The following is a 23,021-nucleotide window of genomic DNA, read 5'->3' on the forward strand; positions in this document are numbered from 1 at the left end:
GTGACTCACCAGAGAGCGGACAGCCGCGCTTCGTCGTAGCGTGATGCCCGTGGCCGACTCGCTCCCGTTGTTTCCCCTGCAGGCAGTGCTGCTGCCCGGAGCGAACCTGCCCCTGCACATCTTCGAACCGCGCTACCGCCAGTTGACCGTGGACCTGGTGACCGGCACGGTGCCCGACCGCCGCTTCGGCGTGATCGCCATGCGCCCGTCCTCCAGCCCCGAGATCACCGACGTCGCGCAGATGCACGACATCGGCTGCTCGGCGGCGCTGCGCCAGGCCAAACGCCTCCCCGACGGCCGCTTCGACATCATCACCACCGGCGACAGCCGCTTCCGCCTGCTGGACATCGACACCACCAGCGCGCCGTACCTGATCGGCTCGGTGGAATGGGTGCCCGACGTCCCCCAGCAGGGCGCCGCCGCCGCGTCCGTCGCCATGCTCGCCGAGTCGGCCCGCGCCGCGCACCGCCGCTACTGCGAGGCGGCGTGGCAGCGGGAGGACTGGAGCGAACCCGCCGACGACACCGACATCTGCGAATTGGCCCACGCCCTTGCCGCCGACTGCCTGCTCACGCTGGCCGACAAGCAGCGCCTGCTGGAGGAGACCCGGCCGCTGCACCGGCTGCGGCTGGTCGGGGAGCTGTTGACGCGGGAAGCGGGACTGCTGTCGACGCTGCGGGCCGTTCCGGCGCCGCCATCGGAGTTCAGCAGCCCCTACAGCCTCAACTGATCAAGCCGACGGCGTTGGCCGGGGCGCCGACGCCCGGCCGGAACTCGCGTTGGTGACGTTCCCCAGCCGGGCCACGACGTCCAGCACCGACACCCCGCTCAGCTCGACGACCGCCGCCCACAGGAACAGGGCGAGCCAGTCGCCGAGGTCGTCGCGGAACTTCGCGACGTCCAGGTACTGGGTGCTCAGGCCGACGAACGCCACGATCACCACCGACCCCATCGCGGCGAGCAAGCGTGCGTGCCGAACAAGCCATTCCATGACCCCGACCCGCGGCACGCGCGCGGACTCCTCATCAGAGAAGTCCGAGAACCACAAGCCCGACCGACCGGCGCCCTCTTTCGGGGAAACGCTCTGGTCGTACTCGGCGACCTTCGCCCGGCCCGCGGCGAAGTCGCCGCTGAGGTACGCGTCGCGAGCCGCGCGCAGAATCTGGTTGTCGTAGTCCTTCGCGAAGATCCCCAGGAACATCCCGACCGACTGGAATCCGTTCACCAGTTCCTGAGCGCTTTCGGCGACGGCCGTGGGGTCGCTGGTTCCCCGCCACCTGTGCCGGAAATCGACGATCTTGTCGTGTTCCATGGTGATCAGCGCGACGACCTGCGAGCTGGCGTCCTGCGACGGGCTTCCGCCACGCCACTCCAGCTTGGCGAAGTGCACTTCTTGCTTGCGGACCAGGTTTTTGAGCCGCACGATGATGTCGACCGCGTAGGAGATCTCGGCGCGCTGGCCCTCCAATTCGCGGAACAGGGTGTCCAGTTCGGTGATCTCGTGGCGGTCGATCAGCTGCTCGAGTTCGATCAGCTTGCCCTGGATCGCGAACGGCAGCACATCGTCGTCGTTCTGCGGGATCCGCAGCGACCGCTTCAGTCCATCGAGCCTGCGCCGCTGCACCGCCAGCGGCGTGAGCGACTCGGTGATCCACTTGATGGCGAGGCCGAGCAGCGCGCCCGCGGTCAGCACGGCGAACGCCTGCGCCGAGCGCCAACCCTCCCTGCTGGCCAGGTCCACCACCAGCGGAACCACCCGTGAGGCCGCCCCTGCGCGGTCCACGACCAGTTCACCTCGGTAGCAGCCCGCGGGCACCCGCTCGGGGATGGCCGGAGCCACCGCGGCGGTGATCGACACCGTCTGGCCGTCGGCCTGGGTCGACCCGACAGTCACCTGGCTCGCGGGGAACTGCGCGCTGTCGCCTTCGCGCTGCAGGTCACCGCGAACTCGAACCGCGACGACGGAATCGGTGGCCGCGTCAGCCGTCGTCTCCGGCAGCGGGACCGTGATCGTGCGTGTGGTGGACTCCCTGCCGAGACCGAATGTCACGATCATCCCGGCCGGGGTCTGCCCTGCACACGAGTTGTCGGCGGGCCAGTACCTGACCGCCCCGGCGACGACTAGCGCGCCAATCGCGAGCGCCAGGCCGAACAGGGCGAAACGTCGCGCCCGGCGCCATCCTCGGGCCGCGAACCGTTCCTGCATCGGGTCCATCCCGGCCTCCGAGGTCACACCACGTGGGCAGCCCACGCTTCTCGGTGATCGCTCGCTGACAAACGGGCGTTACGGCTACCACTCGATCGCGGGACACCGGTCCATGACCATGCGCAGACCGGCCGCCGTCACCCGTTCGAACGCGGGCACGTCGACCACCGCCAGCTGGAACCACACCGCCTTCGCCCCGATCTCCACAGCCTGGTCGGCGAACGCGGGGGCCGCGCTGCTGCGGCGGAACACGTCCACACAGTCCACCTCGAACGGGATGTCACTGAGCGACGCGTAGCCCGGTTCGCCCCACACCGTCTCGGCGGCTGGGTGGACCGGGACGATGCGCTTCCCCTTGCGCTGCAGGAACCTGGCCACGCCGTGCGCCGCGCGGGACGGGTTGTCGGCCAGGCCGACGATCGCCCATGTCTCGCACTCGTCGAGGATCCAGCGGATGGTCGGGAGATCGGCCCACGGTTCAGCACCCATGCCTCCAGCATGCCGTACCGTCAAGGCCATGCAAGATCGAATCGTCACCGTCATGGGTGCCACCGGCAAAACCGGCAGGCACGTGGCGCAGCAGGCCGCCGAGCGCGGCTGGACAGTCCGCGCGGCCGGGCGCAGGCCCGCACAACACGGCGAGTGGGCCCGGTTCGAGTGGGACGACCCGACGACCTGGGAACCGGCGTTCGCGGGCAGCGACGCCGCCTACATCCTGATCCCGTTCAACCACCCCGGCGCCCCCGAACGCGCCCCCGAGGTGATCAGGGCGGCGGTCGACGCGGGTGTCCCCCGGATCGCGTTCCTGTCGACCATCGACGTCGACCACGCGCCCGACGACGACCCCACCAAGATCGCCGAGCGCACGCTGGCGGGCCTGCCGGTGCGGTCGGCCATGGTCCGGCCGACGTGGTTCCTCGACAACTTCACCGTCGGCTCGTTCCGCGGCATGCTCGAGGCCCGCGAGCTCCGGCTGCCCGCGGGCGACGCGCTGTTCCCGTTCGTGGACACGCGCGACGTCGCCGCCGTCGCGGTGGCGGCGATGGCCGAGGACGGACCGGAGGGCGCGCTCCCGGTCACCGGCCCCGAATCCGTCGACCACCACGTCGTCGCCGACGAACTCGGTACGGCGCTGGACATCCCGCTGCGCTACGTCCCCGTGTCGGCCGACGAGTTCGTCGACCTGCTGCGCGGGCGGGGCTTCTCCACCGAGTACGGCGAGTTCCTCGCCGAGGCGCTCGGCAAGGTCGCCGACGGCTCGTTCGATTTGCGCGCGGAGGACACCGTGCAGCGGGTCGTGGGCAGACCCGCCTACTCGGTGTCCGACTTCGCGAACTACTACGCGAACAGCCTGCCGTAGCCGCGGACCGCGCCGGTGTCCACCCGCGCGGTCCGCAGGCAGTGCCACAGACACGCCTGGTTCGACGTCACCACCGGCACGCCGAGGTCGGCCTCCAACGGCGCGACCGTGTCGACACACCGCAAGCCGTTGCCCGCGATGACAACCCCGTCCGCGCCTGCCGGGATCGACCGCCGCACCTGGTGGTAGACCTGCTCCGGCCGCACCTCCCACTGGGCGCCCGCGTCCCACAGCTCCCACGGCTTCAGATCCCCGCCGACATCGAGCCGGTCCATCGCGACCGGCGCGAACCCGGCCGCCGCCAGATACTCCTGACCGGCCGCGATGATCTCGTCCTTGAACCAGGGCGGCACCAGGACATACGGCGAGGACATCCCGACCGCGCCCATCGCGGCGACCGTCGCCTGGGCCGCGGTCAGGGCCGGGATGCCTTGCGCGCGAACGCTTGCCTGCGCGGCGAACGCCTTGTCGAACTCCGCGCCACCGAGGAAGCTGCTGGTGGTGAAGCAGACGCAGATCGCGTCGAGCCGCATCCCGCCGAAGCAGTCGAGCCCGCGCGCGATGTCCGGCGACTCGGCCACCACCCGCGCCTGGTCGCCGTACTCCGACGTCCCCGGTCTGCGCGGACTGGCGAACCGCGCCGCGTTGACCGACACCCCGGCCGGGGCCATGGCCCAGAACTCGGCCTCGGCCACCGGGTCGTGGTCGATCACCAGGATGCCGAACGCGGCGCGCCAGCCCCAGCTGTCGGTGAGCATCGGTCCTCCCTATTTGGTGGTGACCTTCGCCGGTTCCGGGGCGACGGGCTTGGCGATCCGGTTCTCGGCGAAGGCGAGCGCGGCGAGAACCACCAGGGTGCCGACGATCATGTTCCAGCTGAGCGGATCACCCAGCAGGGCCACGCCGATCGCCACGGCGGTGATCGGGACCAGGTAGTTGACCGAGGACGCGGTCGCGGCCCCGGCGTCGGTGATGAGCCGGAAGTAGATGAGGTACGCCAGGCCGGTGCCGACCACGCCGAGCAGCACGATGCTGACCACGACCGACACGCGCAGGTCGGGGGTCTGCCAGGCGAAGAACGGCGTGATGGCCGCCTGCAGCACGCTGGCCGCGATCACCTGCGTGGTGGAGGACACCAGCGGCGGAATCCCCTTCTGCGACAGCATCTTCCGCACGTACACCGTCTGGGCTGCGTAGCAGGCCGCCGCGCCGAGCACGGCGAGCTGGCCGGGCAGCGAGCCGAGTTCGCCCTCCTCCGCCCACGGCTTGATCACGATGACCACGCCGACGAAGCCGAGGACGAAGCCCGCGATCTTGCGCCACGTCGCCCGCTCGGTGTTCAGCGCGACGGTCGAGGCGGCCAGCGTCAGCAGAGGCGTCGCCGCGATGAGCACACCCGCCATCGCCGCGGTGGTCCGCTGTTCACCCCACGCCAGCAGCAAGAACGGCGCCACCATGCCGAGCACGGCGGTGACCCCGATGTGCCCCCACACCGCGGGCACGCGCGGCAGGCGGCCCCCGGTGAACCGCAGCACCGAGTACAGCACGACGGCACCCAGGATGACGCGGATCAGCACGAGCTGCGCCGGGGTCAGACCGCCGACGGCGACCTTGATGAACGTGTAGCTGCTGCCCCAGATGGCGGCTAGCAGGAAGAACAGCATCAGGTTGGTACGGCTCATCTTCGGCGGTCCTTACGCGTGGGCGAGGGCGGGGATGCTGGCCAGGCCGAAGTCGAGGGCCTCGTCGGACAGCGCGTCATCGGGCAGTTCCCCGGCAAGGTAGCGCTGATAGGCCACAAGATCGAAGTCCCCGTGACCCGAAAGGCCCAACAGGATCGCCTTGCTCGTGCCCTCCTCGCGACAGCGGATCGCCTCGTCGATCGCGCCGCGGATCGCGTGGGTCGACTCGGGCGCGGGCACGATCCCCTCCGTCCTGGCGAACAGGACGCCCGCCTCGAAGCAGTCGTTCTGCCGCACCGACACCGCCTCCATCAGCTTGTCCTCGACGGCGCGGCTGATCAGCGGGGCGATGTTGTGCGCGCGCAGGCCACCGGCGTGGAAGGCGGGCGGCACGAACTTGTGGCCGAGGGTGTGCATGCGGAACAGCGGCGTCAGGCCCTGCGAGTCGGCGTGGTCGTAGGCGATGCGGCCGCGGGTCAGCGTGGGGCAGGCGGCGGGCTCGACGGCGATCAGCCGCAGGTCCGGGCCGCCGCGCAGCTTGGCGCGCAGGAACGGGAACGCCAGGCCCGCGAGGTTGCTGCCGCCGCCCGCCGCGCCGACGACGATGTCGGGGTAGTCGTCGGCGAGTGCCATCTGCAGGATCGCTTCCTGGCCGATGACCGACTGGTGGGCGCACACGTGGTTGAGCGCGCTGCCCCGGGTGTAGCCGTAGTCGGGGTTGGCGAAGGCGAACTGCAGCGCCTCGGACTTGGCGGTGCCGAGGCTGCCCGGGTGGTCGGGGCGCTCGGCGCGGATCGTGCGGCCCGCCTCGGTCTCGGTGCTGGGACTGGCCGAGCACGTCGCGCCGTAGGTCTCCATCAGCGTGCGGCGGTACGGCTTCTGCTCGAAGCTCACCTTCACCATGAAGACCTTGGCCTCCATGCCGAACAGGGCGGCCGCGAGCGCCACCGCGCTGCCCCACTGGCCCGCGCCGGTCTCGCCGACCAGGCCGGTCTTGCCGTTGAGCTTGTTGTAGTACGCCTGCGGGATCGCGGTGTTGGGCTTGAAGCTGCCGGTCGGCGCGACGCCCTCGTACTTGTAGTAGATCCGGGCGGGCGTGCCCAGCGCCTGCTCCAGCGCGCGGGCGCGGTAGAGCGGCGTGCACCGCCACTTCGCGTAGTGCTGCAGGACGGGCTCGGGGATCTCGAACTCGTCCGCGGTGCTCAGCTCCTGCTCGACGAGCGCGGGCGCCATCGTCTTGGCCAGGCCCTCGGCACCAACCGGTTCATGGGTGACGGGGTCGATGATGGGCGCGATGTCGCCGATGTCGGCGGCCGGGTTGAGCCAGGTGCGCGGGATGTCCGACTCGCCGAGTTCGTACTTGATCGGGTCGATCATGGTTCAGCGTCCTTCGTTGTGCTTAGCGAACGGCTTCGGTGGCGAGGGATCCCTCGGCCTGGAACAGCAGCGGGTGTGCCTCGCGGATGCCGGACACGACCGTCTCGTAGGGGAAGTCGGCGAACTCGCCGCGCATCCGGAGGAACTCCATGTGCTGGCGGCCCTCTTCGTCGTACGGGTGGTAGAGGCTGTCGGCGCGGCCGTCGAAGTCGAGCGGGGCGATCCGGTAGACGTGGCAGAGCAGCTTGTTGAACACCGGCGTCGCCTTGACCCAATGGCCGTCAAGGAACACCGACGTGAGGCTGTGGAAGCAGAAGACGTCGCCGCCGACCAGCTCGCGCAGCCGGGGCGAGGACAAGTGGTTACGGACGTCGCCGTAGACGATCCGACTGGGGATGCCGAGCGCGCGCACGGCGGCGGCGTACACAATGGACTTGTGTACGCAGAACCCCATGCCGCGCTTGATGATCGCGCTGGCCTGGAACGCCTCGCGGTCGGCGACGGCGCCGTAGACCTCGTAGTGCAGGCCATCGCGCACCGCGTAGTACAGCGCGATGGCTCTGCCGATCTCGTCGTCAGGGTCGCCCGCCTTGCGCAGCGCCTTCTCGATGAACGTCTGGACGGTCGGGTCGCTGAAGTCGAGGAACTCGGTTTCCCGCCGGTCCTCGTCGAGCACGTGACTCATGCTTCCTCTCTTGTTCACAGGCCGACCATCGCCGCGATGCGCTGACGCTGGACCTCCGAGGTCCCGGAGTAGATCGGGCCGGCCACCGCGTTGCGCAGCTCCTTCTCCATGCCGTACTCGGCCAGGTAGCCGTACCCGCCGAACACCTGCACCGCGGCCATCGCCGAGGCCACGTTGGCCTCGCTGACCACGAGCTTCGTCATGGCGATGTCGGTGGTGACGTTCTCCCGCCGGACGAGCTTCGCGGCGGTGTCGTAGAGCCACTTGCGCGAGGTCTCCACCCCGATGCGCATGTCGACGATCTTGTTCGACACCGACTGGAACGACCCGATCGGCTGACCGAACTGCTTGCGCTGCCGCGCGTAGTCCACACAGGACTCGTAGCGGTGCTGCATCTCGCCGAGGTTGATGACGAAGGAGGCCAGGATCTCCCACTTCATCACGTGGTCGAGCACGAGGAAGCCGGACCCGACCCCGCCGACCACGTTCTCCTTCGGCACGCGACAGTCGTCGAGGAACAGCTCGCACAGCGGCGAGGTCCGCAGGCCCATCTTGGCCACCGGCTTGCCGCGCTGGAGTCCAGGGGTGTCGCTGTCGACCAGGAACGCGGTGATCGCCGCGGGACTGCCGGGCTTGCCGGTCAGCGCGTACACCACGTACATCCCGGCGATCGGGCCGTTGCTGACGAACGCCTTGCTGCCGTTGAGGACGAAGAAGTCGCCGTCCGGCTTGGCCGTCGTGCGCATCGCCATCATGTCCGACCCGGCGTCGGGCTCGGTGATCGCGTGCGCGCCGATCGCCGAGCCGTCACACACCTTGGGCAGGTACTTCGCCTTCAACGCCTTGGACCCGAACCGCTGCAACGCGACCCCGGTGCTGACCATGTGGGTGGACACCGAGAAGTTGAACCCGCCGTCGCGGCAGCTCTGCCCGAGTCCCTCCAGGACGTACATCGTGGTCAGCAAGTCGGCGCCGAGGCCACCGTGATCTTGGTCGAACGGCAGGCCGAGCAGTCCGGTCGCCCGGACGAGGTCCCACGCGGACCGGTCGAACTCGCCCGCCTGGTCCCGCTCGATGTGCCCGACGCCGAGTTTCTCCCCGAGATCGACCATGTTCTTGCGCAGCGTCTGCTGCTCGTCGGTCCAGTCGATCACTGCGTGCTCCTCAGTACTGGGAGAACCCGTCGGCGTCCAGGTTGTGCCGCTCATCGCCGGTCAGGGGCGGGTTGAAGATGCTGATCAGCTCCAGGTCCGAGCCCGGGTCGGCGATCAGGAAGTGCGCGTCGTGCTGGTCGAGCGCGTAGAGGACGCCGGGCTCGATCCGGTACGAGCGGCCGTCGGGGGTCTGCACCTCGCCGAAGCCCGCGATGCAGTAGCAGGCCTCCAGGTGCTGCCGGTACTGCAGCCGGGACTTGGTGTTCGCCCGCACCACCGTGTGCGCCACGGTGAAGCCCATCTTGTCCGGGTCCAACAGGAAGCGGTAGCTGAGGCCGTTGCCCCAGTCGACACACTTCACCTCGGACTTGGCACGCACGATCATCGCGAGCCCTCCTGGGATAACGCGGGGATGTTGGTGGTGACGAACGCGTCGACGGCCTCGACCGAGCGGAAGTCGTTCGGGGACAGGTCGACCTCGTCGACCGGGATGTCGTAGCGCTCGCCGATCCAGGCGATCAGCCGCAGCAGCCCGAGGCTGTCGACGACGCCGTTGTCGAGCAGGTCGAAGTCGTCGGCCAGTTCATCCGCCCGTACGTCGGGGGCGAACTCGGCCAGCACGAACCGTTTGATCTCAGCGAGCCGCGACATGTTCTCGAACTCCTCCAGCCACCGTTGCCTGAATTGCCTTGCGGTCGACCTTTCCGTTGGGACTGACCGGGAACGGGTCGACCACGACGTCCATAGTGGACGGGATCGCCGTCCTGGGGAGCCGGGCCGAGCAGTGCTGCCGCAGCTGGATGCTGTTGAGCGTGGCGTCTGGCCGCAGCCGGACCACCGCGTGCAGCCGGGTCCCGGCCAGCTCGTCCGGCAGGCCGAGGACCACCGCCTCGCGCACCGCGGGGTGCGTGGTGACGACGTGCTCGACCTCCAGCAGGTTCGTCCGGACGCCGCGCACCTTGACCTGGTGGTCGGACCGGCCGTCGAGCCGCAGCACACCGTCGGCGTCGCGGGTGACGTTGTCGCCGGTGCGGAAGTAGGTGCCGGGCAGCGCGCCCGCGGGCGCCTCCACCCAGCTGCGCGCGGTCAGCGCCTGGTCGAGGTACCGGCCGGACTGGAACGGGGTGGACGTCCACAGTTCCCCCGCACCCGGACCGTCCACCACGTGACCGTCGTTGACGACGATCGCCCGGACACCCGGGATGGGCCTGCCGATGGGGGTCGCCGTGCCGGAGGCCGGGTCGATGTCGTGGGTGAAGCTGTCGTTCGTCTCGGTCGAGCCGTAGACGTTGCGCAGCCGGGCGTTGGGGAACGCCTGCGGCAGGCGCGCGGCCAACTCGGGCGGCATCGCCTCGCCGGTGGACACCAGTTCGCGCACGGCGGGGAACACGCGGCCGTCGGCGGCGTCGAGCAGCAGGCGGTAGAAGAGCGGGACGGCCTGCACGATCTCGACGGCGGACTGGGTGAAGGTGTCCACAAGGTATTTGCCGTCGACGGCGTGGTCCTGTTCGGCCAGCACGACGTGTCCGCCGACGGCCAGCGTGGTCCACACGTCCAGCAGGCTGAGGTCGAAGTTGAGCGGCGCGTAGCTGAAGACCACCGTGCCGGGGCCGATGCCGAAGTCGGCGGCGGCCCAGTCGATGAACGCGCCCGTCGCCCGGCTGGGCAGCGGGACGATCTTGGGCACGCCGGTGGAGCCGGAGGTGGTGAGCAGCAGGCCGACGCCGTCGAGGTCGGGCACCGCGGTGGGGGCGCCTGCCTCCTCGACGGTGCGGGTGTCGGCGCGCAGCAGGAACCGGCAGCCCGCCTGGTCGAGCAGGCGTTCGCGGCTCTGGGCGCCGAGGTCGACCGGGAGCAGCAGGCAGGGGCGCCCGATCCGGGTGCACGCCGCGATCAGCGCCAGCCCCTCCGGCGACTTGTGCGAGACGAGCGCGACCGGCTCGTCGCCCGGCAGCTCGGCCAGCAGGTCGGCGGCTCTGGCCACCATCGCGCGCAGTTCCCCGTACCCGGTGGACACCCCGCGCCAGGAGAGCGCGGCGGAATCACCGTGCCATAAATGCCCCGCTGCGCGCCCCGACATCATTCTCCCTGCACATTTCACGGCCGAGAAAGAGTTCGGCGAATAACGACATTGTTAATCGACATTTCGGTGACCGCGCCCGGGGGAGAATTCCCGGTCCGTCGCGGCAAAACATTAGTCACGAAATGGGCCGACGCCAAACCTCCATCCGAGTGATCGGGTTCGGCGAGGTGGCGGCGGCTATCTCACCGCGAGTCGACGGATCTGGACGATCCGGACACCATTCGATGACCTTGACGGGTGAGCGAGCACCCTGGTCAGCCTAGTAATTCTGCATACTTGGTCACCGTGGGCGACGACAGGACGACCCACCGGGGCATCCACAGAATTCGCCAAACAAATGGGAATGGCGCGGCACTACGCGCAATGGTGGAGCGGTGACTGGTACGAGCGAACTATTATTTCTCAGCCGAGCCTGCGGCCGAGGTCGTCGCGACCGTTCCAGGCGGCGGCCAACCCGTAGGCGAGCGCGGCACCCAAAGGCCACCCGAGCACGACCCAGCGCGATTCGAGGCGCGGCGCGACCGGAATGACGTCATTGATGTTCGGCGCGGCCTCGACCACGAAACGGGCCTCCGCCCACGACACGCCGACCTGCGTCGCCAGCCACGCGGCCAGCGCCGACCCGACCACCGCGGCGATCATGACGACCGGACCGCGGCGCTCGCGCAGCATCCACACCCCGACCCCGGTCACGATGCCCGCGCCGAAGCCGAGCAGGACGAACAGGACCAGGTCGTCGAACCGGTGGTAGCTCTCGGCGCGCAGCGGGATCAGCTTGCCGCCCTCGACCACCACGACCAGTTGCGGCGGCGCGACGCGCGACCACAGCCACCCGACCGCCATGCCGAACAGCGCGATGAAGGAAGCGATGCTCACCGCGGGCAGCAGGTCGGCCTTGATCCGCACCGACGGCGGCGGCCGGTGCCACACGGGATACCCGAACGGCAGGTGCTCGTCGACGCGCACGGCCGCCGTGCCCTCGGGCTTCTCGGCCGCTGGTGCGGGCTGCTCGGATCCGGGCGTACCGGTGGCCCCGGCGGTCTCGACCGCGGACCCGGGGTTCTCGGCGCCCCCGGCGGTCTCGACCGCTGACTCCGTGGGTTCGGCCACCCGTCGACCTCCTGCTCGCGCGTTTCTTCCCCGCGAGACTAGTCGGTCGTGACTACGCCACCCGCGCTGGTCATGCCGACCACCCGCTCCAGCGCGCGGACCACCCGGTTGGCCTCACCCGCGCCGGGTAGATCGATCGCCGTCAGCCCGAAGCCGCGCTCGACGTCTCACCGTGCCATTGGCCTCACCCAAGCCGGGCGAACCCACCGACGTCAGCGCGAAGCCGCGCTCGACGTCTCACCGTGTCGGCTGCACCGGGCCACCCACCCGCTAGGCGTGATCTGCACGACCATCCGGCGGGCGCACTCCGGGCAGAAACGGGGCGGTTCGAGCGCGGCGCGGCCGCCCTGGCACGGGGTGTGGTCCCCGTCCGCGGGCGGCCGTCCGCAGTGCACGCAGAACATGGTCACAGCGAGTCGCTCAGCGCCTTGATGGGCATCTTGAGGTCGGCGAGCATGTCGAGGTCCTGCTGGGCGGGACGGCCCAGGTTGGTCAGGTAGTTGCCGACGATGATCGCGTTGACGCCGCCGAGCATGCCCTTCTCCGCGCCCAGGTCGCCCAGGGTCAGCTCGCGGCCGCCCGCGAAGCGCAGCATCGTGCGCGGCAGGGCCAGCCGGAACGCGGCGACGACGCGCAGGGCGTCGCGGCCCTCGATCGGCTCGTACTTCTCATACGGGGTGCCGGGCTGCGGGATGAGGAAGTTCATCGGGACCTCGTGCGGGTCCAGCTCGGCCAGCTGCACGGCGAACTCGGCGCGCTGCTCGTCGGTCTCGCCCATGCCGATGATGCCGCCGGAGCAGACCTCCATGCCCGCCTCGCGCACCATGCGCAGGGTGTCCCAGCGCTCCTCCCAGGAGTGCGTGGTCACCACCTGCGGGAAGTGCGACTTCGCGGTCTCGAGGTTGTGGTTGTAGCGGTGGACGCCCATGGCGACCAGCTCGTCGACCTGCTCCTGGGTGAGCATGCCCAGCGAGCAGGCGATCTGGATGTCGTTGCCCGACTCGCGGATCGCCTTGATGCCCTCACGCACCTGCGACAGCAGGCGGGCGTCGGGGCCGCGCACGGCCGCGACGATGCAGAACTCGGTCGCGCCGGTCTCGGCGGTCTCGCGGGCGGCCTTCACCAGGCCGGGGATGTCGAGCCACGCGGAGCGGACCGGGGTCGGGAAGCGGCCGGACTGCGAGCAGAAGTGGCAGTCCTCGGGGCAGCCGCCGGTCTTGACGCTGACGATGCCCTCGACCTCGACCTCGGGCCCGCACCACTTCATGCGGACGTCGTGGGCGAGCGCGAGCAGGTCGTCGAGGCGGTCGTCGGCGAGCCGCAGCACCTGGAGCACCTGCTCCTCGGACAAGCCTTCGCCGCGCTCCAGCACCTGGTCGCGCGCGACGGCGAGGATGTCGTCTGCGATCGAGCTGTCCTGCGTGTGCTCGGCGGTTGCCGTCACTGGTGCCTCCTAGTTTTCCGGTCCGCGCAAGTCTGCCTCATGGTGGACGAGACCGGCTGCGATGTCGCTCACGCGCCGCTGGAGACCTGCTCGACGAACTCCTTGACGTCGAACTCCCCACCCAGCGACGGCGCCAGCGACCGGCGCGCGACCTGCGCGAACTCGGCCTGGTCGAGCGCTCCGGCGCCCGCGGGGAACACCCCTACCAGGGGTGCTCCCGCGACCGAGGGGAGGTCGTCGAGGTTGAGCAGGGAGGCCAGATCGGGCTCGGCGGGCCAGGATCCGACCACGACTCCAGCGCACTCGATGCCCCGACGGGCCAGCGCCTCGGCGGTCAGCGCGGTGGCGTTGAGCGTGCCCAATCCGGCCTCGGCGACGATCAGGGCGGGCGCGGCCAGCGACCAGGCGACGTCGGCGAGCGTGCCGCCGTCGGGGTCGAAGCGGACGAGCAGCCCGCCGGCTCCCTCGACCAGCACGAGGTCGTGCGAGGCGCGTAGCTCCCCGACGGCCTGTGCGATCTCCGAGGGCCGCACCGGGGGCATACCCACGCGCCGCGCCGCCGTGTCGGGGGCCAGCGGGTCGGGGAAGCGACGCAGCTCTTGGGTGGTCAACTGGCCTGCGAGCCTGCGGATGTCGTCGAGGTCACCCGGCTCATCGGCGGCGACTCCGGTCTGTGCGGGCTTCAACACCGCGACCCGCCGCCGCCCGGCCAGCGCGAGCGCGGCGACCCCGGCCGTGACGACGGTCTTGCCGACGCCCGTGCCGGTCCCGGTGATCACTAGGACACTCACGGGGTGTCAGGTTAGACCTGGCAACTGGTTATGACCGCGACCCCCCGGAGTGCTCGATAAGGTCGGAGCCGTGACCAACGAAGTCGTCATCTACAGCGCGGACTGGTGCGGGGACTGTCGGCGGGCCAAGTCCTGGCTGGTGGCTAACTCGGTTCCGTTTGTCGAGGTCGATGTCGAGCATGATGAGGCTGCTCGGGATCGGGGCGTCGAGTTGGCTGGTGGGCGGAAGAATATTCCGGTGGTGGTGTTGCCGGACGGGGCGGTGCTTGTGGAGCCGACGAACGCCGAGTTGGCTGACGCGTTGGGTGTTTCGGTGGCCTAGCTGCTGCGTTGTGGGGCGTTGTTTGTGTTGCGCTGCTTGTGGCTTGAGCTGCGTATCTTGTTCTATCCCCGGCCTGCTGCTGCCGCTGCCACTACCCCTGCGGCGATCTTTGCGATGTCCTCGGTGGTGCTGATGAACGGCGGCATCGTGTAGATCAGATCCCGGAACGGGCGCAGCCAAACCCCCACCCCAACCGCCGCCTCGGTAGCCGCTGCCATGTCTACCGGCCGATCCAGCTGAACGACGCCGATAGCGCCGAGAACCCGCACATCCCGAACTCCGGGCAGGTCACGCGCGGGTGCCAGTCCCGCCGTCAGTTCGGTCTCGATGCGCTTGACCGTGCCGCGCCAATCCTGGGCCAGCAGCAGGTCGATCGAGGCCAGGGCGACCGCCGAGGCCAATGGGTTGCCCATGAACGTTGGGCCGTGGGCCAGGACCGGCACCTCGCCCTGTGAGATTCCGTCGGCGATCTTCGAGGTGCACAACGTCGCCGCCATGCTCAGGTATCCGCCGGTCAGGGCCTTGCCGACGCACATCACATCCGGGCTGACGCCCGCGTGGTCAGCGGCGAACAGCTCCCCCGTGCGCCCGAAGCCGGTGGCGATCTCGTCGAATACCAGCAGCACGTCGTGGGTCAGGCAGAGTTCCCGGAGAACGTGCAGGTAGCGGGGGTCGTGGAAGCGCATCCCGCCCGCGCCCTGCACCACCGGCTCCACGATCACCGCCGCGAGTTCGTCCGCGTGGGTCTCGATCATCGACGCCAGGTGGGCCACATAGTCGTGGTCGAACTCGGCGGGTGGGGCCTCCGCGAAGACCTGCACGGGCAGGATGCCGCGCCAGAGGCTGTGCATGCCGCCCTCTGGGTCGCAGACGCTCATGGGGTTGAACGTGTCGCCGTGGTAGCCGCCGCGCCAGGTCAGGAGCTTCGTCTTCGCGGGGTTGCCGATCGAGCGCCAGTACTGCAGGCACATCTTGATCGCGACCTCGACGCCGACCGAGCCCGAGTCGCACAGGAAGACGTGTTGGAGGGGGGCGGGGGTGATCTCGACCAGGCGGGCCGCCAAGCGGACGGCGGGCTCGTGGGTGAGGCCGCCGAACATGACGTGGCTCATCTTCCCGGCCTGGTCGGCCAAGGCGGCGTCGAGTACCGGGTTGCGGTAGCCGTGAATGGCCGCCCACCACGACGACATGCCGTCGACCAGTTCCCGGCCGTCGGCCAGGGTCAGCCGGACGCCCTGGGCTTCGCGGACGACCAGGGGGTCCTGGGTGCCGGGCATCGGGCCGTACGGGTGCCAGACGTGTGCGCGGTCGAGGGCGATCAGCTCATCGGGAGACACCCCGGCAGGCTATCCGGCCCGCTCCCGGCGCCGAGCCACGAGGCGAGCCAGGTCACGCCCGTGGTCGGTGGGCAGGACCCACTCCCCGGGCGGCACGGCGATGCGCACCGCGGGACCCGGGGTGACCGTGACGTCCAACTCCCCCACGCCGGGAACGTGCAGGGTCGCGCGGCGCGCCACCATCACCTGCTCGACGGCGCCGACCTCCCCGAGCGCGACGACCGGCCGCACCCGGCGCAGCCGTCCGCGGCGACCGACCAGGGTGATCCGGTCGGGGCCGACGAGCAGCTCCAGGCCCCGCGCGCCGCGCGCGGGCCAGGGCACCTCAAGCGCCGAGTCGGCGAATTCGGCGCTGTAGGGCAGAAGCACCTTGCGTCGCGCGCGGTCCGCGAGGTGGTGGGCGGCGGTGCCCACGGCGAGCGCGGCCAGTGGAACGGTGATCCAGGGCAACCAGAGCGTGCCCAGGTACGCACCGGACAGGCCGCCGAACACCGCCGCGGCCACCGGCCACCGGCGCGGCCGGAACCGGTTCACCACGAAATAGGCGGCACTGGCGGCGCCGATGAGCGCGGGCGCGACCAAGCCGAGAAGGCGGCCGTCGAGCAGAAACGTCGCAACGAAGCCAAGAACGGGGCCGAGGGCGAGCGCGAACAGCAGCTGTGGCCTGACGCCACGGAGGCGCGCTGTCACCACACTGCTTTGTCGCTGGTCAAGTCGCCCCCGCACCCATGGCACGGTACCCAACCCGCGCCGGAGAACAGGGGATTACCGCCTCCTGGCGTGGCGCCGACCGGAACTAGCCCAGCCGGACGCGCAGGTTCTCCAGACCGCGGATCACCATGCTGTCGCGCCACCGCAGCGTGTGGGCGGCCTCGGCCAGCGCGAGGTCGGGGAACCGGGTCAGCAGCGAGCGGATGGCGATCTCGCCCTCCAACCGGGCCAGCGGGGCACCGACGCAGTAGTGGATTCCGTGGCCGAAAGCCAAGTGCCCCACCGGGTCCCGCGTGATGTCGAGCCGGTCGGCGTCGGGGAACCGCGCCGGGTCGCGGTTGGCGGCGCTGAGGCCGACCACGACGAACTCGTCGGCCGGGATCTCGGTGTCGCCGAGGGTCAGCGGCTGGGTGGTGTAGCGGAAGGTGGCCATGCCGACCGGGCCCTCGTGGCGCAGCAATTCCTCGATCGCGTTGGGGAGCAAGGAGAAATCGGCGCGCAGGGCGGCGAGCTGGTCGGGGTTCTCGAGCAGCGCGAGCATGCCGTTGCCGATGAGGTTGACCGTGGTCTCGTGCCCGGCCACCAGCAGCAGGAACGCCATCGACACCAGTTCGTCACCGGTGAGGCGGTCGTCGTCGTCGCTGGCCTGGACGAGCTCGCTGAGCAGGTCGTTGCCGGGTTCGGCCCGCTTGGCCTCGATCAGCCCAACCAGGTACTGCTGCATCGATGCGGCGGCGGTGAAGATCCGTTCGGTGCGGTCGTTGGACATCAGGACTTCCGTCCAGGAGCGGAAGTCGTCGCGGTCGGTGCCCGGGACGCCGAGCACCTCGCAGATCACCGTGATGGGCAGCGGGAAGGCGAAGGCTTCCAGCAGATCGACCTCGTCGAGGCCCGCCATCTTGTCCAGCAGGTCGTCGCTGATCTCCTGGACCCGGGGGCGCAGGTGGTCGATGCCGCGTGCGGTGAACGCCTTGTTGACCAGCTTGCGCAGCCGCGTGTGGTTGGGCGGGTCCGTGTTGAGCATGTGCGCGGACAGGCTGCTGTCGAACGGGGTGCGGTTGGCGCCCGGCTCCATGTGGCGTTCCATCAGCTCACCGGCGCGCGAGACGTCTTTGCTCAGGGTCGGGTCGGACAGCGCCGCCCTGGCCTCGGCGTAGTCGGTGACCAGCCAGACGTTCACCCCGGTGGACATCACGACGCGCCGAGCCGGGCCGGTTGTCCGCAGCTGCGCGTAGAGCGCGTGCGGATCCTGGCTGAAGGCGTCGTCGAGCCTGATCACGTTGTCCAGCAAGGAAACCATCCCCCCACAGCCCCGGTCTGTACCCGTTGGTTCCAAGGTACCGAGATTTACACGGCCGTGTGGAGATTAGCCCGATCGGGTGCGCGCGCTACGACAGGCACCCCGGCCCGAGCAGCGCCTTCAAGTCGCCCATCAGCGACGGCGACGGGCTGACCCGCAGCGCGTCGTCGAGTTTGAGCAGGGTCTGGCGCGGGCCGTTGATCAGTTTCAGGTGGACCTCGGTGGTACCGGGGTGGTTGCCGAGGACGTCCTTCAGCTGGGCGACCAGCGGCGGGGTGCACTTCGTCGCGGCCATGCTCAGCCGGAACGGCGCGCCCGCGTGGTTGCTCAGGTCGGGCACCGCGAGGTCGTTGGCGATCAGCGACGTGCGGTCGTCTCGCTTGGCGACCCTGGCCTTGACCAGCACGATCGCGTCTTCCAGCACGCCCATGCCGATCACGGCGTAGGTCTTGGGGAAGAACAGCACCTCGATGCCACCGGCCAGGTCCTCCAGCATCGCCGAGGCCCACGGCTCGCCGTTGCGGTTCACCCGGCGGTTGACCGAGGCGAGGATGCCGCCGATCACGACCTGGGTGCCGTCGGCGATCCCGCCTTCCAGGATCGAGGCGATCGACGTGTCGGACTGCGAGGACAGGATGTGTTCCACGCCGTTGAGCGGGTGGCCGGAGACGTAGAGCCCCAGCATCTCCCGCTCCAGCGCGAGCTGGTGCTTGGACTCCCAGAACTCGTCGGGCACCGGGACGTCGAAGACGCTGGTGACGCTGTCGTCCTCGTCGCCGCCCGCGCCGAACAGGTCGAACTGGCCGACGGCCTCGGCCTTCTTGGTGTCCATCACCGCGTCGATGGCGTCGGTGTGGATCAGGAACAGGCCCTTGCGCGGGTGCTTGAGCGAGTCGAACGCGCCCGCCTTGATCAGCGACTCGACGACCTTCTTGTTGCACGCCACCGCGTCGACCTTGCGCAGGTAGTCGGAGAAGTCGGTGAACTCCCCCTTCTCCGTGCGGGACTTGATGATCGACTCGACGGCGTTGGCGCCGACGTTGCGGATCGCGCCGAGGCCGAAGCGGATGTCCTCGCCGACCGGGGCGAAGTCCTTCTCCGACTCGTTGACGTCGGGCGGCAGCACCGAGATGCCCATCTTGCGGCACTCGGCGAGGTAGACCGCGGCCTTGTCCTTGTCGTCGCGCACACTCGTGAGCAGACCGGCCATGTATTCGGCCGGGAAATTCGCCTTGAGGTAGGCGGTCCAATAGGAGACGAGCCCGTACGCGGCCGAGTGCGCCTTGTTGAACGCGTAGTCGGCGAAGGGGACGAGGATGTCCCACAGCGTCTTGATCGCGTCCTTCGGATATCCGTTCTTCTCCATACCGCCGGAGAAGTTGACGAATTCGGCGTCCAGGACCTCTTTCTTCTTCTTACCCATGGCTCGGCGGAGCAAGTCCGCTTGGCCGAGCGTGTAGCCCGCGAGCTTCTGGGCGATCGCCATGACCTGCTCCTGATACACGATCAGGCCGTAGGTCGTGCCGAGGATGTCCTCCAGCGCCTCCGCGAGCGACGGGTGGATCGGGGTGATCTCCTGCTGCTTGTTCTTGCGCAGCGCGTAGTTCGTGTGGGACTTGGCGCCCATCGGACCCGGCCGGTAGAGCGCGCCGACCGCCGAGATGTCCTCGAAGTTGTCGGGGCGCATGAGGCGCAGCAGGTCACGCATGGGGCCGCCGTCGAGCTGGAACACCCCGAGCGTGTCGCCGCGGGAGAGCAGCTCGTAGGTGGCCTTGTCGTCGAGGCCCAGGTTCTCCAGGTCGGGCACCGTCTTGCCGTTGCGCTTGATGTTGACCAGCGCGTCGTCGATGACCGTCAGGTTGCGCAGGCCGAGGAAGTCCATCTTCAGCAGGCCGAGCGACTCACACGTCGGGTAGTCGAACTGCGTGATGATCGAGCCGTCCTGCGGGCGCTTCCACAGCGGGATCGTCTCCATCAGCGGCTCGGCGCTGAGGATGACCGCGCAGGCGTGCACACCGGCGTTGCGGATCAGGCCCTCCAGGCCCTTGCCGGTGTCGATGATCTCCTTGACCTGCGGGTCGCTGTTGTAGAGCTCGCGGATCTCGGTGGCCTCGGCGTAGCGCTTGTGCTGGGTGTCGAACAGGCTGTTGAGCGGGATGTCCTTGGCCATGACCGCGGGCGGGTAGACCTTGGAGATCTTGTCGGCGATGGCGAAGCCGGGCTGGCCGAACAGCACGCGGGCCGAGTCCTTGATCGCGGCCTTCGCCTTGATCGTGCCGAACGTGATGACCTGCGCGACCTTGTCCGCGCCCCACTTCTCGGTGGTGTAGCGGATGACGTCGCCGCGCCGACGTTCGTCGAAGTCGATGTCGATGTCGGGCGGGCTGACACGGTCGGGGTTGAGGAACCGCTCGAAGATCAGGCCGTGGGCCAGCGGGTCGAGGTCGGTGATGCCCATCGCGTAGGCGATGAGCGCGCCCGCGGCGGACCCTCGGCCGGGGCCGACCCGGATGCCGTTGTTCTTCGCCCACTGGATTAGGTCGGCCACGACGAGGAAGTACGCCGGGAAACCCATCTGCAGGATGACGCCGATCTCGAACTCGACCTGGCGCTTGTGCTCGTCGTCGATGCCGTTGGGGAAGCGGCGGTGCATGCCTTCCCAGACCTGCTGGCGGAAGTACTCGTCCTCGGTCATGCCGTCGGGGATCGGGAACTTCGGCATCAGGTTCCGGAACTCGAACATCCCGGTGGTGTCGACCTTCTCGGCGATCAGCAGGGTGTTGCGGCACCCCTCCTGCCACGGGTCGGACGAGTCGATGGCCCGCATCTCGTCCGGCGACTTCAGGTAGTAGCCGGAGCCGTCGAACCGGAACCGCGTCGGGTCCTGCAGCGTGCTGGCCGTCTGCACGCACAGCAGCGCGTCGTGTGAGTCGCGCTCCTCGGCGTAGGTGTAGTGGGAGTCGTTGGTCACCACGAAGGGGATGTCGAGCTTGCGCGCGACGTCGACCAGGCCGTCGCGGACGCGGCTCTCGATCTCGATGCCGTGGTCCATCAGCTCGACGTAGAAGCTGTCCTTGCCGTAGATGTCGCGCCACGCGGCGGCGGCCTCGACGGCCGCGTCGAACTGGCCGAGCCGCAGCCGGGTCTGCACCTCACCGGAGGGGCACCCGGTGGTCGCCATGAGCCCCGCCGAGTGCTCGGCGATCAGCTCGCGGTCCATGCGCGGCCACTTGCCGAGTTGGCCCTCCAGGGAGGCCAGGCTCGACAGCTTCATCAGGTTGCGCAGACCCTCGTCGGTGCGCGCCCAAATCGTCTGGTGGGTGTAGGCGCCGCTGCCGGAGACGTCGTCGGACTTCTGGCCGGGGTCGCCCCAGCGGACCCGGTCCTTGTTGAAGCGGGACCCGGGGGCGAGGTAGGCCTCGATGCCCAGGATCGGCTTGATGCCCGCGCCTTTGGCCTGCTTGAAGAAGTCGTAGATGCCGTTCGTGTGCCCATGGTCGGTGATGGCGACCGAGGTCATACCAAGGCGCTCGCACTCGGCGAACATGTCCTTGAGCTTGGCCGCTCCGTCGAGCATCGAGTACTCGGTGTGCACGTGAAGATGAGCGAAGGAGTCAGCCACGGAACGACACCTTAGTCGTGCTCGAGCCCATCGATGCGGAGGCGTGCGGAGGCATGCCGAGGTTCTACCCCCGGGGGCCGACAGTCCCGGTTCGGACCAAGATCGGCCCGCTTCGGACATGGCACGACGGTGCCGTCGAGCTCGCTTGATCAGGACTCCACCAGGGCCTTGAGCGCCTCGTTCGCGGCGGCGAACTCGGCTTCGAGGAGCGCTCGGCTCGCGGTGAGGACGTCGGCGGCCATCGCTCCGGTGAACGACTCCGTGTTGACCAGGTGCGTGGCCGTGCCGTCGGCGGTCAGCTCGAAGGTGTGCCTGCCCCAGAGCAGGCCCTTCATGCCGCCCTCCCACACCAGCAGCCGGTCCGGCTCCACCTCCAGCACCTCCCCCTCCGCGACCCGCTCGGCCGGGGTGCCTGCGGCAATCCGCATGTGGAGGGCCGAGCCCCGCTCTGCTTGCCCGGCAAGCACTTCCAGGCTCGGGTGCCAGTCCGGGTAGTTGGCGAAGTCGGTGAGGACCGCCCAGACCCGCGCGGGTGGTGCGTCGATGACGATCGTGCTCGTGACGGTATTTTCCTGCATGGTCATGCAGGATAATGGCTCGGCGCTGCCGATCGCAGCTGGTTTAAACTCGGACCCATCGCGGGGATCAAGGGCCAGACACAGCAACGCGGCGTCGACCGGCGTCGCCGGATAGTCGACGCCGCGCTCGATCTGTTCGGGCGGGGCGGCTATCGCGGCACGGGTGTCGCGGCGATCGCCGAGCACGCGGGCATCACACCGTCGGCGGTCATCCACCACTTCGGCAGCAAGGACGCGCTGCTCCAGGCCGTGCTGGACGAGTACGACCGGCAGTCGATCGCCCGGGTCACCCGGCATCTCGACGGGACCGTCCAGGGACTGGTCGACGCGCTGCTGGCCGACGCGGCGCACCTGAGCGCGCATCCTGGGCTGGGGGCGTTGCACATGGTTCTGCAGGCCGAGCACCTGGTGACGGACTCGCCGGTCCAGGCCCGGTTCCGGAACCGGGCCCGCGTGCTGCGCGAGCAGGTCTCCTCGACGTTGGACGTCCCGGACGCGACCGCGCTCGAACTGCTGGCGTTTCTGGAGGGGGCGCTGACGGTGTGGCTGCTGGATCCGGAGACGGTGGACTTGGTGGCGCTGTATCGCGGCTACCTCGGCAGGCTCTTCCCCGGGACCGTTTGATGCGATTCCGCGCTGTGTCGCCTGCCGCGTTGGCCGCGGAGGTCGCCGACCGGATCGCGGGCCATCCGGGCTTGACCCGGGTACTGATCGACGGCGCTGGTCCTTCGTCCCCGGCGACATTGGCCGACGAGATCGCCGAGCTGGTGCGGGTCGCGGGGCGGGCGGTCACCCGGGTGTCCGCGGGTGACTTCCTCCGGCCCGCGTCGCTGCGATTCGAGCGGGGGCGGACGGACCCGGACGCGCGGTACTCGGAGTGGCTGGACGTGAGCGGGCTGCGTCGGGAGGTCCTGGAACTGGCGGCGAGCGGGAAGGTGCTGCCGAGGCTGTGGAACGCGGCGACCGATCGCTCCGCCCGCGCAGGCTACGTCGCGGTGCCCGCCGACGGGGTGGTGATCGTGGACGGGGAGTTCCTGCTGGGGCAGGGATTGCCCGCAGAACTCACCGTGCACCTCTGGCTGTCGGCGGGTGCGCTGCGGCGGAAGTTGGCGGCGGAGGAACAGTGGGCGCTGCCCGCGTTCGCCCGATACGACCTTGAGGCGCGGCCGCTCTACCTGGCCGACTTCGGGGTCCGCGCGGACGACCCGCTGCGGCTCGCTGTGCTGGACGAGTCCCCCGTGTGACGCCGCCGCGGTAAG

24 protein-coding genes are annotated in these 23,021 nt (G+C 69.5%); 5 read left to right on the forward strand and 19 right to left on the reverse strand.

Annotated features, from left to right (window positions below):
• Nucleotides 1–43 precede the first annotated feature (43 nt).
• Nucleotides 44–730 (forward strand): LON peptidase substrate-binding domain-containing protein, encoded by a 687-nt coding sequence (locus ACSHT8_RS12630; protein ID WP_436500829.1) that lies wholly within the window; start codon nucleotides 44–46, stop codon nucleotides 728–730.
• On the opposite strand, the gene ACSHT8_RS12635 is transcribed toward ACSHT8_RS12630, so the two are convergent.
• Nucleotides 731–2,215, reverse strand: coding sequence for a hypothetical protein (locus ACSHT8_RS12635; protein ID WP_436500831.1), 1,485 nt, complete (start codon nucleotides 2,213–2,215; stop codon nucleotides 731–733).
• Between the two features lie 75 nt (nucleotides 2,216–2,290).
• Entirely contained in the window at nucleotides 2,291–2,695 is a 405-nt protein-coding gene (locus ACSHT8_RS12640; protein WP_436500833.1) for a CoA-binding protein, read from the reverse strand.
• Between the two features lie 28 nt (nucleotides 2,696–2,723).
• On the opposite strand from ACSHT8_RS12640, the gene ACSHT8_RS12645 reads away from it, so the two are divergent.
• A complete protein-coding gene (locus ACSHT8_RS12645) occupies nucleotides 2,724–3,566 on the forward strand; it encodes an NAD(P)H-binding protein (protein ID WP_436500835.1) in 843 nt (280 codons plus the stop codon).
• Here the strand turns inward: ACSHT8_RS12645 and ACSHT8_RS12650 are convergent.
• From ACSHT8_RS12650 to bioD, 12 genes are all read right to left on the reverse strand, one after another.
• Nucleotides 3,545–4,324 carry a maleate cis-trans isomerase family protein gene (locus ACSHT8_RS12650; RefSeq protein ID WP_436500837.1) on the reverse strand — a complete coding sequence of 260 codons (780 nt, stop codon included), beginning with the start codon at nucleotides 4,322–4,324 and terminating at the stop codon, nucleotides 3,545–3,547. The two genes, ACSHT8_RS12645 and ACSHT8_RS12650, sit on opposite strands and share 22 nt — an antisense overlap.
• Before the next feature lie 9 nt (nucleotides 4,325–4,333).
• Complete coding sequence (locus ACSHT8_RS12655; protein ID WP_436500839.1) at nucleotides 4,334–5,248, reverse strand: DMT family transporter; 915 nt, start codon at nucleotides 5,246–5,248, stop codon at nucleotides 4,334–4,336.
• 12 nt (nucleotides 5,249–5,260) lie between these two features.
• A complete protein-coding gene (locus tag ACSHT8_RS12660; RefSeq protein ID WP_436500840.1) occupies nucleotides 5,261–6,625 on the reverse strand; it encodes a TrpB-like pyridoxal phosphate-dependent enzyme in 1,365 nt (454 codons plus the stop codon).
• Between the two features lie 22 nt (nucleotides 6,626–6,647).
• On the reverse strand, nucleotides 6,648–7,310 hold the full coding sequence (locus ACSHT8_RS12665; protein WP_436500842.1) for a transglutaminase-like domain-containing protein: 663 nt from the start codon (nucleotides 7,308–7,310) through the stop codon (nucleotides 6,648–6,650).
• A gap of 14 nt (nucleotides 7,311–7,324) precedes the next feature.
• A complete protein-coding gene (locus ACSHT8_RS12670; RefSeq protein WP_436500844.1) occupies nucleotides 7,325–8,464 on the reverse strand; it encodes an acyl-CoA dehydrogenase family protein in 1,140 nt (379 codons plus the stop codon).
• Between the two features lie 10 nt (nucleotides 8,465–8,474).
• Entirely contained in the window at nucleotides 8,475–8,849 is a 375-nt protein-coding gene (locus tag ACSHT8_RS12675) for an ectoine synthase (RefSeq protein ID WP_436500846.1), read from the reverse strand.
• The gene (locus tag ACSHT8_RS12680; protein WP_436500848.1) at nucleotides 8,846–9,115 is read right to left on the reverse strand and encodes a phosphopantetheine-binding protein; all 270 of its coding nucleotides are present in this window, start codon (nucleotides 9,113–9,115) and stop codon (nucleotides 8,846–8,848) included. Before ACSHT8_RS12680 ends, ACSHT8_RS12675 begins: the two co-directional genes overlap by 4 nt.
• A complete protein-coding gene (locus ACSHT8_RS12685) occupies nucleotides 9,099–10,547 on the reverse strand; it encodes an AMP-binding protein (protein WP_436500850.1) in 1,449 nt (482 codons plus the stop codon). The genes ACSHT8_RS12680 and ACSHT8_RS12685 overlap by 17 nt, the downstream gene beginning before the upstream one ends.
• A gap of 402 nt (nucleotides 10,548–10,949) precedes the next feature.
• A complete protein-coding gene (locus tag ACSHT8_RS12690) occupies nucleotides 10,950–11,513 on the reverse strand; it encodes a DUF2567 domain-containing protein (RefSeq protein ID WP_436502054.1) in 564 nt (187 codons plus the stop codon).
• Nucleotides 11,514–11,869: 356 nt separating this feature from the next.
• A complete protein-coding gene (locus ACSHT8_RS12695; RefSeq protein WP_436502055.1) occupies nucleotides 11,870–12,061 on the reverse strand; it encodes a hypothetical protein in 192 nt (63 codons plus the stop codon).
• Nucleotides 12,062–12,063: 2 nt separating this feature from the next.
• Nucleotides 12,064–13,101 carry a biotin synthase BioB gene (gene bioB / locus ACSHT8_RS12700; protein WP_436500852.1) on the reverse strand — a complete coding sequence of 346 codons (1,038 nt, stop codon included), beginning with the start codon at nucleotides 13,099–13,101 and terminating at the stop codon, nucleotides 12,064–12,066.
• Between the two features lie 68 nt (nucleotides 13,102–13,169).
• Entirely contained in the window at nucleotides 13,170–13,892 is a 723-nt protein-coding gene (bioD, locus tag ACSHT8_RS12705) for a dethiobiotin synthase (protein ID WP_436500854.1), read from the reverse strand.
• Between the two features lie 70 nt (nucleotides 13,893–13,962).
• On the opposite strand from bioD, the gene ACSHT8_RS12710 reads away from it, so the two are divergent.
• Nucleotides 13,963–14,214: a glutaredoxin family protein gene (locus ACSHT8_RS12710; RefSeq protein ID WP_436500855.1), complete on the forward strand. Its 252-nt coding sequence runs from the start codon at nucleotides 13,963–13,965 to the stop codon at nucleotides 14,212–14,214.
• A 62-nt stretch (nucleotides 14,215–14,276) separates the two neighbouring features.
• On the opposite strand, the gene ACSHT8_RS12715 is transcribed toward ACSHT8_RS12710, so the two are convergent.
• From ACSHT8_RS12715 to ACSHT8_RS12735, 5 genes are all read right to left on the reverse strand, one after another.
• The gene (locus ACSHT8_RS12715; protein ID WP_436500857.1) at nucleotides 14,277–15,551 is read right to left on the reverse strand and encodes an adenosylmethionine--8-amino-7-oxononanoate transaminase; all 1,275 of its coding nucleotides are present in this window, start codon (nucleotides 15,549–15,551) and stop codon (nucleotides 14,277–14,279) included.
• 9 nt (nucleotides 15,552–15,560) lie between these two features.
• Nucleotides 15,561–16,241 carry a hypothetical protein gene (locus ACSHT8_RS12720; protein ID WP_436500859.1) on the reverse strand — a complete coding sequence of 227 codons (681 nt, stop codon included), beginning with the start codon at nucleotides 16,239–16,241 and terminating at the stop codon, nucleotides 15,561–15,563.
• Nucleotides 16,242–16,347: 106 nt separating this feature from the next.
• On the reverse strand, nucleotides 16,348–17,562 hold the full coding sequence (locus ACSHT8_RS12725; RefSeq protein ID WP_436500861.1) for a cytochrome P450 family protein: 1,215 nt from the start codon (nucleotides 17,560–17,562) through the stop codon (nucleotides 16,348–16,350).
• 88 nt (nucleotides 17,563–17,650) lie between these two features.
• Nucleotides 17,651–21,184, reverse strand: coding sequence for a DNA polymerase III subunit alpha (gene dnaE / locus ACSHT8_RS12730; protein WP_436500863.1), 3,534 nt, complete (start codon nucleotides 21,182–21,184; stop codon nucleotides 17,651–17,653).
• 149 nt (nucleotides 21,185–21,333) lie between these two features.
• Nucleotides 21,334–21,948 (reverse strand): SRPBCC family protein, encoded by a 615-nt coding sequence (locus tag ACSHT8_RS12735; protein ID WP_436500864.1) that lies wholly within the window; start codon nucleotides 21,946–21,948, stop codon nucleotides 21,334–21,336.
• Here ACSHT8_RS12735 and ACSHT8_RS12740 point away from each other — a divergent pair.
• Both ACSHT8_RS12740 and ACSHT8_RS12745 read left to right on the forward strand, forming a co-directional pair.
• On the forward strand, nucleotides 21,895–22,386 hold the full coding sequence (locus tag ACSHT8_RS12740; RefSeq protein WP_436502056.1) for a TetR/AcrR family transcriptional regulator: 492 nt from the start codon (nucleotides 21,895–21,897) through the stop codon (nucleotides 22,384–22,386). The two genes, ACSHT8_RS12735 and ACSHT8_RS12740, sit on opposite strands and share 54 nt — an antisense overlap.
• Complete coding sequence (locus tag ACSHT8_RS12745; protein ID WP_436500866.1) at nucleotides 22,386–23,006, forward strand: uridine kinase; 621 nt, start codon at nucleotides 22,386–22,388, stop codon at nucleotides 23,004–23,006. Before ACSHT8_RS12740 ends, ACSHT8_RS12745 begins: the two co-directional genes overlap by 1 nt.
• Nucleotides 23,007–23,021 lie beyond the last annotated feature (15 nt).

It is taken from the genome of Actinokineospora sp. HUAS TT18, from assembly GCF_051364635.1.
Taxonomy (GTDB): Bacteria; Actinomycetota; Actinomycetes; order Mycobacteriales; family Pseudonocardiaceae; genus Actinokineospora.